General features: G+C 69.6%; 9 protein-coding genes and 1 pseudogene. 8 read left to right on the top strand and 2 right to left on the bottom strand.

Annotated features, from left to right (window positions below; translation table 11 throughout):
• Both E9536_RS39980 and E9536_RS39975 read right to left on the bottom strand, forming a co-directional pair.
• Positions 1-200 (bottom strand): annotated as a pseudogene (locus E9536_RS39980) (sel1 repeat family protein); the annotation flags it as partial.
• Positions 201-208: 8 nt separating this feature from the next.
• The gene (locus E9536_RS39975) at positions 209-2,278 is read right to left on the bottom strand and encodes a bifunctional 2',3'-cyclic-nucleotide 2'-phosphodiesterase/3'-nucleotidase (RefSeq protein WP_060199478.1); all 2,070 of its coding nucleotides are present in this window, start codon (positions 2,276-2,278) and stop codon (positions 209-211) included.
• A gap of 303 nt (positions 2,279-2,581) precedes the next feature.
• On the opposite strand from E9536_RS39975, the gene E9536_RS39970 reads away from it, so the two are divergent.
• The 8 genes from E9536_RS39970 to E9536_RS39935 all read left to right on the top strand — a co-directional run bounded on the left by E9536_RS39970 (position 2,582) and on the right by E9536_RS39935 (position 10,481).
• Positions 2,582-3,706 (top strand): ABC transporter permease, encoded by a 1,125-nt coding sequence (locus E9536_RS39970; protein WP_027789023.1) that lies wholly within the window; start codon positions 2,582-2,584, stop codon positions 3,704-3,706.
• The gene (locus tag E9536_RS39965) at positions 3,703-4,617 is read left to right on the top strand and encodes an ABC transporter ATP-binding protein (protein ID WP_060083211.1); all 915 of its coding nucleotides are present in this window, start codon (positions 3,703-3,705) and stop codon (positions 4,615-4,617) included. Before E9536_RS39970 ends, E9536_RS39965 begins: the two co-directional genes overlap by 4 nt.
• 18 nt (positions 4,618-4,635) lie before the next feature.
• Positions 4,636-5,565: an MlaD family protein gene (locus E9536_RS39960; protein WP_059687446.1), complete on the top strand. Its 930-nt coding sequence runs from the start codon at positions 4,636-4,638 to the stop codon at positions 5,563-5,565.
• Positions 5,566-5,603: 38 nt separating this feature from the next.
• Complete coding sequence (locus E9536_RS39955) at positions 5,604-6,227, top strand: ABC-type transport auxiliary lipoprotein family protein (protein WP_136473111.1); 624 nt, start codon at positions 5,604-5,606, stop codon at positions 6,225-6,227.
• A gap of 19 nt (positions 6,228-6,246) precedes the next feature.
• Entirely contained in the window at positions 6,247-7,398 is a 1,152-nt protein-coding gene (locus tag E9536_RS39950; RefSeq protein WP_059697009.1) for a VanZ family protein, read from the top strand.
• A 308-nt stretch (positions 7,399-7,706) separates the two neighbouring features.
• Entirely contained in the window at positions 7,707-8,024 is a 318-nt protein-coding gene (locus E9536_RS39945) for a ferredoxin (RefSeq protein ID WP_011694422.1), read from the top strand.
• Between the two features lie 13 nt (positions 8,025-8,037).
• Complete coding sequence (locus tag E9536_RS39940) at positions 8,038-8,682, top strand: alpha/beta hydrolase (protein WP_021157030.1); 645 nt, start codon at positions 8,038-8,040, stop codon at positions 8,680-8,682.
• A gap of 488 nt (positions 8,683-9,170) precedes the next feature.
• Positions 9,171-10,481 (top strand): D-alanyl-D-alanine carboxypeptidase family protein, encoded by a 1,311-nt coding sequence (locus tag E9536_RS39935; RefSeq protein WP_027789028.1) that lies wholly within the window; start codon positions 9,171-9,173, stop codon positions 10,479-10,481.
• Positions 10,482-10,485: the final 4 nt, after the last annotated feature.

Genomic DNA, 10,485 nt, shown 5'->3' with positions numbered 1-10,485 from the left:
ACCATTGCCTGCCACTCGTCGAGCTGCGCGGCGCTCGGCGTGGAGCCGGCGCCGCGCAGGCCGGTCGCGGCGACGACGGCCGCGACGGTCACGGCCGCCGCCGCGAGCAGCGCGGCCGGCGGAAGTTTCGCGCGCAGCACGCGCCGCGCGGCAGCGGCGAGGCCGGATTCGGCCGGCCGCATCGTCCGGATCGGTTGCATCGCGTGTCTCATTGCGTGAGGTCGATCTCGTAGGTGGCGAGGTTCTTGCCCGAGCCGTCGTCGGCCGCGACCTGCGTGATGCCGGTCAGGCCGGCCGCCGCCGCGTCGCCGAGGCGGTTCGGTGCGGACGCGAACTGCACGTGCGCAACCGAGCTCGCGAGCTTCGTGAAACGCCAGCTGCGCTGCGCGCCGTCCGCCGTGCGCGTGATCGCGCCGCGCTTCTTGATGAACGCGATCAGCACGTCGCGGTTCGCATCGGGCGACGCGAAGATCGTCTTGCTGCCGTCGAGGCCCGGGAAGTTGCCGCCGCCGCTCGCGCGGTAGTTGTTGGTCGCGACGATGAACTGCGCGTTCGGGTCGATCGGCGCGCCCTTGTACGTCAGGTTCCTGATCCGGCTGCCGACCGGCTGCGTGACGTCGATTTCATACGCGAGATCGGCCGACGTGAACATGTCGAAGTTGTAGCCGGGGAAGGTGCCGACGAGCGGCTGCACGGTCGCCTTGGTCGGGTCGATCCGGTTGAAGCGCTTCGCGGCGGTTTCGAGCCAGTTCTTCACGTCGGCGCCGCTGACCTTCACCGCATAGACGGTGTTCGGATACAGGTACAGGTCGGCCGCGTTGTTGATCGCGAGCGCGCCCGGCGCGACGTCGGTGTAGTCGGTGCCGCCGCCGAAGCCGCTCTTGAACGGCGCGCTGACCGACAGCACCGGCAGCGACGCGTATTGCGGCAGGTTCGCCTGCACGTAGGTCTTCACGTAGTCGGCCTGCGCCTCGTTGACGATCTGGATCGCGCCCGGATCGCCGACATCGGCGAAGTACGAGTTCATCCGGTAGTCGGTCGAGCCGATCGGCGTCTTCACGTAGTCGATCGTCGCCTGGTGCTCGGCGGCGATCGCGGCGGAAACCGACGGATCGGCCGCCACGTAGCTCTTGTCGGCGTTCTGGATCGGCCGTGCCTCGACGGTCGTCTGCGACTTGTCGACGCTCCACGTCTTGCCGTCGAACTTCAGGCCGAGCTTGATCACGCCGAGGTGCTTGCCCCAGTAGTTGGCCATCACGGTCGGCACGCCGTTGACGGTGCCCTTGACCTTGTCGACGCCCGGCAGGTTGAACTGTGACACGGTGCTGTTCGCGTCCGGGAACACCTGGTGCGAGTGGCCGATCAGCATCGCGTCGATGCCGGTCACCTTCGACAGCCACCAGCTGCCGTTCTCCATCGTCGGCGAATACGCGGAATTGTCGAGGCCGCCGTGCGAGATCGCGACGACGAGATCGGCGCCCTTCGCGCGCATCTCCGGAATGTACTTCTCGGCCGCTTCCTTCAGGCCGGTCGTGTAGACCTTGCCGTCGAGCCAGCGCTTGTCCCAGTTCATGATCGCGGGCGGCGTGAAGCCGATGATGCCGATCTTCACGGGCGCGCTGACCGTCTTGCCGTCCGGCGTCGTGGCGGTCACGGTGCGGGTCAGGATCGTGTACGGCGTGAACAGCGGCGCGTTGGTCTTCGCGCTGATCACGTTCGCGAGCACCTGCGGGAAGTTCGGGCCCGCGCATTTCTTCTGCTGGGCCGGCGCCGGCAGGCCGTCGACCTCGAACGTGTTGCCGGTCACCTGCGACAGGTACGGCAGCCCGTAGTTGAATTCGTGGTTGCCGATCCCGCCGCCGTCGAATTTCGCGGCGTTCATCACCTTGTAGATCGCGAGCGTCTGGTCGCAGCCGACCGGCTTCACGAGCGCCTGGTAGTCGGACAGCGCGGTGCCCTGGATCGTGTCGCCGTTGTCGAGCAGCAGCGTGTTCGGGTACTGCTTGCGCGCCTGCGCGATCAGCGTCGACACGCGTTCGAAGCCGAGCGAGTTGTCGGCGGCGAGCTTGAAATAGTCGTACGACAGCACGTTGGTGTGCAGGTCGGTCGTCTCGAGCAGGGCGAGCGTGGCCGTCGTGCCGACGGGCGCCTGGGCTGCCGGCGGCGTCGACGGCGGCGAGGTGACGTCGTCGCCGCCGCAGGCGGCGAGGATGAAGGCGAGGCTGGCGAGCGCGGCGATGGCCGGCACGCGACGGCGGGAAAGCAGGGGGAGACGCATCGGTTGTCCTGTTCGGTGTTCTGTTTTATGAAACGCGAGGTGCGCAACGATTGGCGGCGCGGGGCGCCGACGGCCTGATGTGCGGCGCGAGAGAGTATCGAAAGGAAACGTGACGGAAGAATGAAAGGTGGTGACGTCGGCATCGGGCAACGGGCGGCGGCTTCCCCGCGCACGCGGGGGCGGGCGCCCGGCCGCCCCCCGGCTGCGCGCCCCGAGCTCGCCGCCCGCACGGAAATCCTCACGTCGCGGCGCCGGGCGGTTCGCTACAATGGCCGCTGTCACCTTTTTGCAAACAACCTGCCCTTGGACTTCGAGACTCCTCCCGGCCTGTCGGTCGACGCCGGCGGCCAGGGCCAGACGGTGCGCCTGACCGGCCAGTGGACCGCGCTCTCGCTTGCACGCAATCGCGGCGCGGTGGCGCGCCGGGTCGCGAGCATCGCGTCCGGGCGCGTGAGCGAATGGGATCTGTCCGGCATCGAGCGGCTCGACCACGTCGGCGGCCAGGCGCTGTGGCGCGTGTGGGGCCGCAAGCTGCCGGACGGCGTCGCATTGAGCGCCACGCAGCGCACGATCTTCGAGCGTATCGAGCGGCTCGACAGCGAGCGCGAGGCGCCCGAGCGCGTCGTGCGCGTCGATCCCGTCACGCGGCTCGGTCAGGCGATCTTCCGGTTCGGCGAGCATCTGCAGGGCGGCATCGCGCTGTTCGGCCTCGTGATCCTCGATGCGCTGTCGGTGTTGCGCCGTCCGCAGACGATGCCGTGGAAGGAGACCTCCGCGAACATCTACAGCGCGGGCGCCCAGGCACTGCCGATCACCGCGCTCGTCGCGTTCCTGATCGGCATCGTGCTCAGCTACCTGTCCGCGCAGCAGCTGCAGATGTTCGGCGCGAACCGCTACATCGTGAACATCCTCGGGCTGTCGGTGATCCGCGAGCTCGGCCCGGTGCTGTCGGCCATTCTCGTCGCGGGCCGCTCCGGCTCGGCGATCACCGCGCAGATCGGCGTGATGCGCGTGACCGAGGAGCTCGACGCGATGCGCGTGATGGGCATCCCGCACGGGCTGCGGCTGATCCTGCCGCGCGTGCTCGCGCTCGGCGTCGCGATGCCGCTGCTCGTGATGTGGACCAACATCATCGCGCTGACGGGCGGCGCGCTCGCCGCGAAGCTCGTGCTCGGGATCGACGTCAACTATTTCGTGCGCTCGCTGCCGGGCGTCGTGCCGATCGCGAACCTGTACATCGGGGTCGGCAAGGGCGTCGTGTTCGGCATGCTGATCGCGCTGGTCGCCTGCCATTTCGGCTTCCGGATCAAGGCGAACTCGCAGAGTCTCGGCGAAGGCACGACCACGTCGGTCGTGACGTCGATCACGGTCGTGATCCTCGCTGACGCGGTGTTCGCGATCCTGTTCCAGAACGTGGGGCTCGGATGAACGCATCGAACGAAACGACCGCGCACGCCGCGGCCATCGGTGCCGGGTCGGTCGGCGAGCGGCCGGCCGCGGCGGCCGATCCCGGCGATCTCGTGATCGAGGTGCGCAACCTGACCAAGCGCTACGGGCGCAACATCATTCACCAGAAGCTCGACTTCGACGTGCGGCGCGGCGAGATCGTGTCGATCGTCGGCGGCTCGGGCTCCGGCAAGACCACGCTCGTGCGGCAGATCCTCGGCCTCGAGCGGCCGACGTCGGGCACGATCAAGGTGTTCGGCGAGGATACGGCGACGATCGACGACGCGAGCGCGCGGATGATGCGCACGCGCTCCGGGATGCTGTTCCAGCAGGGCGCGCTGTTCTCGTCGATGACGGTGTTCGACAACGTCGCGCAGCCGCTGCGCGAGCTCGGCCGCGTGCCGCCGGACCTGCTGCACGACATCGTGATGCTCAAGCTCGAGATGGTCGGGCTGCCGTGCAAGCACGCGTCGAAGATGCCGGCCGCGCTGTCGGGCGGGATGGTCAAGCGGGTCGGCATCGCGCGTGCGATCGCGCTCGAGCCCGAGCTGCTGTTCCTCGACGAGCCGACGGCCGGCCTCGATCCGCAGGCGTCGGACGAATTCGTCGAGCTGATCGCGACGCTCCACCGCACGCTCGGGCTGACCGTCGTGATGGTGACGCACGATCTCGACACGATGGTCGCGCTGTCGACGCGCGTCGCGGTGCTGGCCGACCGCAAGGTGCTGGTCGCCGCGCCGGTGGAGGAGGCCGCGAACGTCGACCATCCGTTCATCCACGAATATTTCCTGGGGCTGCGCGGGCGCCGCGCATTGCAGGCGCTGCCGCCCGAGCGGCGCGCGAAGCTGCCGAAGGCGGCCCTCGAACCGGCGCTGTCGAGCGTCGAGCTGTAGGAACGAAGGAATCCGCGAATGGAAAACAAATCACATGCGTTCTGGGCCGGCCTGTTCACGATCGCGCTGACGCTCGCGATCGCGGGCACCGTGTTCTGGTTCAACGTCGACCGCACCGTGCGCGTGCCGTACGACCTGCTCGCGCGCACCAACGTGACGGGGCTGTTCCCGGACGCGGCCGTGCGCTTTCGCGGCCTCGACGTCGGCAAGGTGCAGTCGATCGGCTTCGACCGCGCGCACCCGGGGCAGATCCGGATCCGGATCCTCGTCGACCACGACGCGCCGATCACGCAGTCGACCTACGGCAGCCTCGGCTTCCAGGGCGTGACGGGGATCGCGTTCGTGCAGCTCGAGGACACGGGGCGCGACCTGGCGCCGCTGCCGTCGTCGCCGAAGGCGATCGCGCAGATCCCGATGCGGCCGAGCCTGTTCGACCAGATCCAGGAGCGCGGCGACGTGCTGCTGCGGCAGCTCGAACTGGCCGCGAAGAGCGCGAATGCGCTGATGTCGCCCGAGATGCGCGAGCAGTTGCGCGCGACCGCCGAAAGCCTGCAGCACGCGGCCGACGGTGCCGCCACGCTGACGAAGCAGCTCGGCCCGGCGGTCACCGCGCTGCCGGAAACGATGCACGAGGTGAATCGCGCGATGGCGTCGGCGAACACGCTGCTGCAGCCGAACGGGCCGCTCGTGTCGAACCTGAACAAGGCCGGCACGGCCGCCGAGCAGGTCGGCGTCGCGCTGAACGATCTCAACGCGCGCGTGCAGTACGACACGCTGCCGCGCTTCAACGCGCTGGCCGGCAGCGTCGGCGATGCGTCGCGGCAATTGAAGGACGTGGCCGGTGAACTTGGCCGCAACCCGCGCAGTCTGTTGTTCGGTTCGCCCGGCGCGGCGCCGGGGCCCGGCGAGCCGGGCTTCGTCTGGCCGGGCGCGACGGCCGGGCAGTGACACCCATCGAAACCGGAAACATCATGCAGGAACACGCCATGCCACGAATCCTTGACCGCGCGCTGCGTCCGGCCGCGGCCGCGCTTGCCGTGCTGACGCTGACGCTCGCGGCCGGCTGCGCCGGCAACAGCGCGGCGCTGTCGAATGTCCGCTACGACCTCGGGCCGGCCACGCAGGTCGCGACCGCGGGCACGGCCCCCGCGCTGAAGGTGCTCGACGTCGTCGTGCCCGACGCGCTCGACTCCGACAAATTCGCGTACCGCCTCGCGTACGTGGACGCGCAGCACGTGGCCGTCTATCGCGACAGCCGCTGGACGGCACCGCCCGCACAACTGCTCACGCAGCGGCTGCGCGGCGCGCTGTCGTCGCGCGGCACGGTGCTCGAAGGGGCCGACGGCGTGCGCGCGCCGACCCTCAAGGTCGACCTGAACGAATTCGAGCAGGTGTTCGACGGCCAGTCGCAGAGCTACGGCGCCGTCACCGCGCGCGCGACGCTGACGCTGGACGGCAAGGTGCTCGGCCAGCGCACGTTCGTCGCGCGCGCGCCGTCGAGCACGCCCGACGCGGCGGGCGGCGCCCGCGCGCTCGCGGCGGCGAGCAACGAGCTCGTGTCGCAGATCGCCGCATGGGTCGGCGTCCAGGCGTACGCGGGCACGCCGTGACGCGTGCCGCGCAGCCGCGATGAGCGCGACCGGCACGCCTCGCGCATCGCCGCTCGCGCGGCAGGCCTTTGCCGCTTACGCGGCGCTCATCGTCTACGCGTCGCTGTATCCGTTCGCAGGCTGGGTGTCGCTCGGCATCGGGCCGTTCGACTACCTGTTCGCGCCGATGCAGCGCTACGTGACCGCATTCGACGTCGTCACGAACGTGCTCGGCTACCTGCCGTTCGGCGCGCTCGGCGTGCTCGCGCTGCACCCGCGCTGGCGCGGCGTGGCCGCGACGCTGATCGTGGCCGGGCTCGGCGTGCTGCTGTCGGGCGCGATGGAGGCGCTGCAAACCTACCTGCCGGCGCGCGTTGCGTCGAATCTCGATCTCGCGGCCAACGCGCTCGGCGCGCTGCTGGGGGCGGCGCTCGTCGCGCCGGCCACCGGTGCGCTGCTCGATCGCGGCGCGCTGCGCCGGCTGCGCTTCGCGTGGTTCGAGGACGACGGTGCGACGCCGCTGCTGCTCGCCGGGCTGTGGCCGTTCGCGATCCTGTTCCCGTCGCCGTTCCTGTTCGGCATCGGCGATTGGCCGGCCGCGCTGTGGGAGCGTGCCGACGCGTCGATGCAGGACACGCTGCTCGCGTGGCTGCCGGCGGCGTGGCGCGTGGGCGAATGGCCCGAGCGCGTCGACGGCTGGCTGTCCGACTCCGGGTGGGAGGCCGCGCTCGGCGGCCTGATGCTGTTCGCCGCGCTGGCGATCGCGTCGCTCGCGATGCGGCCGCGCGCACCGCGCATCCGGCTGCTGATCGCGCTCGTCGCCGCGACGCTCGTGCTGAAGGCGGCCGCGACCTTCATGCAGTCGGCCACCGGCCTCGTCGTCGTGTGGGCGACGCCCGGCGCCCGGCTCGGGATCGAGCTCGGCTTCGCGGCCGCGCTCGTCGCGCTGCACGTGCCGGCGACGTGGCGCGCGACGCTGGCGGCGCTCGCGCTGCTGGCCGGCGTGGCGCTCGTGAACCTGCTGCCCGTCAACCCGTTCTTCGACTTCACGCTGTCGGGCTGGCGGCAGGGCCGCTACGTGCACTTCAACAGCCTCGCACGCTGGCTCGCGTGGATCTGGCCCTACGCGGCGCTGATCTGGCTCGGCCAGCGCGTCGAGCACGCGTGGCTGCCGGCCGTGCTGCGCCGCTGACGCGAAGGCTGCGGCTGCGCGGCCGCGGCGGTACCGCGGGCAGCGGCGTGCGCCCCTCGTTATAATCGTCCGCACGAGTGCAGTGTTCGGCACCAATCGGCACTTGTGTGCGGCGCCTTCGCACCCGTGGCCGCGTTGCAAATCCTCGCGATGCCGCCAGGCATCGCTGCGGTTTGCGCGTTGCCGCGAGCACGAATCCGCCGGCACGCAAGCGCCGCCGGGCACCGAACACTACACGCCCGTTGCCCCGCGCAGCGGCAACCGCTCCTCTTTCCGCACGGCCTCGCGCCGGGCAGCTCGCCACCACCATGGATTCCTACTACCAGCACCACGTCTTCTTCTGCCTGAACCAGCGCGAACCGGGCGCCGAACGCCCGAGCTGCGCGCAATGCGACGCGCAGACCATGCAGGAATACGCGAAAAAGCGCGTGAAGGAGCTCGGCCTCGCGGGGCCCGGCAAGGTTCGCATCAACAAGGCCGGCTGCCTCGACCGCTGCGAGGAAGGGCCGGTGATGGTCGTGTATCCGGAAGGCACGTGGTACACGTACGTCGACCAGGCCGACATCGACGAGATCGTCGAATCGCACCTGCGCGACGGCAAGGTCGTCGACCGCCTGAAGATCTGAGCGGGCCGGCCGAATGAACGTTCATACGCAGAAATCGCTGATCGCGGGCCCGGTCGGGCAGATCGAAATCGCGGTCGACCTCCCCGATGCCGTGCGCGAAGGCGGCGCCGCGCCGCGCGGCATCGCGCTCGTCGCGCATCCGCATCCGCTGTTCGGCGGCACGATGGACAACAAGGTCGCACAAACGCTCGCGCGCACGCTCGTGCAGTTGAACTACGTGGTGTTCCGGTCGAACTTCCGCGGCGTCGGCGCGACCGAGGGCGTGCACGACAACGGCACCGGCGAGGCCGACGACCTGCTCGCGGTGCTCGCGCACATGCGCGCGCAGCCCGCGTACGCGGACCTGCCGCTCGTGCTCGCGGGCTTCTCGTTCGGCACCTTCGTGCTGTCGCACGTCGCGAAGCGGCTGCGCGACGCGGGCGAGACGATCGAACGGATGGTGTTCGTCGGCACGGCAGCGAGCCGCTGGCAGGTGGCCGACGTGCCCGAGAACACGCTCGTGATCCACGGCGAAACCGACGACACGGTGCCGATCGCGTCGGTGTACGACTGGGCGCGGCCGCAGGAACTGCCGGTCGTCGTGATCCCCGGCGCCGAGCATTTCCTGCATCGCAAGCTGCACGTGCTGAAACGCATCATCGTCGACGCCTGGCGCTAGCCGGCACGCGGGAGGCCGGCATGACGCCGACGGCCCGCACGGTGTTGCATGCACGTGCTCCGGCCGGCGCCGGATGCGCGTTTCCCTTCTCGCGACAGCGCGCCGCGGCGTGCGGCGCGACCCGACTTCTCCTTCGCCTGCGCACACCTTTCGCACACCTTCGCGTGCGATGACACGCAGCTTGCCGGCACCCCGCGCCCGATGAAGACGGACGGCGATCCTGCGCCAGGTTCGCGAAAACGCGCTGCGCGGCCACGTATAATGGCCGGATTCCGCGTCGCCCGCGGCCCGGCTGGGCCCATGCGGCGCTCGTTTCGCCGCCTGTCCGCCCGCTCGCGACGGCCGCGAACCGAACGCGTCCGCACGAGTCCAACCGGCGCGTTTCGCGTCGCCCGACGATTTCGGGCGAGTGCCCGAAACGCCCGCCGCCTTGCCGTTCAACCCTGCGCGTTTCGCACCGCACTTTCTGCCATCAGCCTGAATCGATCATGCGTCTGTCTTCCCAAGGCCTCAAGTCCCTCGCTTCCTCCATCGCCTTCGGCACCGCCGCGCGCAACGTCGCGCTCGGCGTGATGCTGCCTGTCGCGCTCGCGTCGACGATCGTCGTCGCCGAGGCCAAGCCGGCCGCCAAGGCCAAGGCCGCGCATGCGGCGCCGGCCGCCGAGCAGTTCACCGGCGCGCCCGCGACCTACATGCCGGGCGCGGTGCCGCCGCCGGGCGTGAATGCGCGCTCGTGGGTGCTCGTCGATGCGACCAGCAACACGGTGCTCGCATCGGGCAATGCCGATGAACGCGTCGAGCCCGCATCGCTGACGAAGCTGATGACGGCGTACCTCGTGTTCGAGGCGCTCGACAAGAAGAAGATCTCGATGGAGCAGATCGTCACGCCGAGCGAAGCCGTGCGCCGCGTCGGCCGCGACGAGTCGCGCATGTTCATCGAGGCGAACAAGCCGGTGTCGGTGCACGACCTCGTGTACGGGATGATCATCCAGTCGGGCAACGACGCCGCGATCGCGCTGGCCGAACTGGTCGGCGGCAGCGAAGGGCAGTTCGTCACGATGATGAACGACGAGGCGGCGCGCCTCGGCATGAAGGGCACGCACTTCGCCGACGTGAACGGCATGCCCGACCCGAACCACTACACGACGGCCGGCGACCTCGCGAAGCTGTCCGCCCACCTGATCCGCGATTTTCCGCAGTACTACAGCATCTTCTCGGAGAAGGAATTCAAGTACAACAACATCCGCCAGGGCAACCGCAACCGCCTGCTGTGGCTGGATCCGACGGTCGACGGCCTGAAGACGGGCCATACGCAGGCAGCCGGCTACTGCCTGATCGCGTCGGCGAAGCGCGCGATCCCGGGCGTGGACGGCCAGCGCCGCCTGGTGTCGGTGATGATGGGCGAGCAGAAGGAAAGCGAGCGCACGCAGGACAGCATGAAGATGCTGAACTACGGCTACAGCGCGTTCGATTCGGTGCGCCTGTTCAAGGGCGGCCAGGCGATGTCGACGCCGCGCGTCTACAAGGGCAAGGAAAACACCGTGCAGGTGGGCGTGAAGGGCGACCAGTGGGCGACCGTGCCGCGCGGCCTCGGCGACAAGGTCAAGACGGAAGTCGACGTCAACGCGCCGCTGATCGCGCCGCTCGCGGCAGGCCAGCAGGTCGGCACCGTGAAGATCGTCGCCGACGGCAAGACGCTGTCCGAATTCCCGGTCGTCGCACTGCAGGCCGTGCCGGAAGCGGGTATCTTCGGGCGTATCTGGGACTCGATCCTGCTGATGTTCAGCAAGAAGAAGTAAGCAC

Origin of the sequence: Burkholderia sp. LS-044 (assembly GCF_004803625.1) — a bacterium.
Taxonomy (GTDB): domain Bacteria; phylum Pseudomonadota; class Gammaproteobacteria; order Burkholderiales; family Burkholderiaceae; genus Burkholderia; species Burkholderia cepacia.
The sequence above is the reverse complement of the archived record's forward strand: the minus strand, read 5'-3'. Positions and strand labels throughout refer to the sequence as shown.

Bases quoted from the DNA above. Each gene is read 5' to 3' on its own strand.
- E9536_RS39975 (WP_060199478.1), bottom strand. From the start codon at position 2,278: ATGCGTCTCCCCCTGCTTTCCCGCCGTCGCGTGCCGGCCATCGCCGCG.
- E9536_RS39965 (WP_060083211.1), top strand. From the start codon at position 3,703: ATGAACGCATCGAACGAAACGACCGCGCACGCCGCGGCCATCGGTGCC.
- E9536_RS39960 (WP_059687446.1), top strand. From the start codon at position 4,636: ATGGAAAACAAATCACATGCGTTCTGGGCCGGCCTGTTCACGATCGCG.
- E9536_RS39955 (WP_136473111.1), top strand. From the start codon at position 5,604: ATGCCACGAATCCTTGACCGCGCGCTGCGTCCGGCCGCGGCCGCGCTT.
- E9536_RS39950 (WP_059697009.1), top strand. From the start codon at position 6,247: ATGAGCGCGACCGGCACGCCTCGCGCATCGCCGCTCGCGCGGCAGGCC.
- E9536_RS39945 (WP_011694422.1), top strand. From the start codon at position 7,707: ATGGATTCCTACTACCAGCACCACGTCTTCTTCTGCCTGAACCAGCGC.
- E9536_RS39940 (WP_021157030.1), top strand. From the start codon at position 8,038: ATGAACGTTCATACGCAGAAATCGCTGATCGCGGGCCCGGTCGGGCAG.
- E9536_RS39935 (WP_027789028.1), top strand. From the start codon at position 9,171: ATGCGTCTGTCTTCCCAAGGCCTCAAGTCCCTCGCTTCCTCCATCGCC.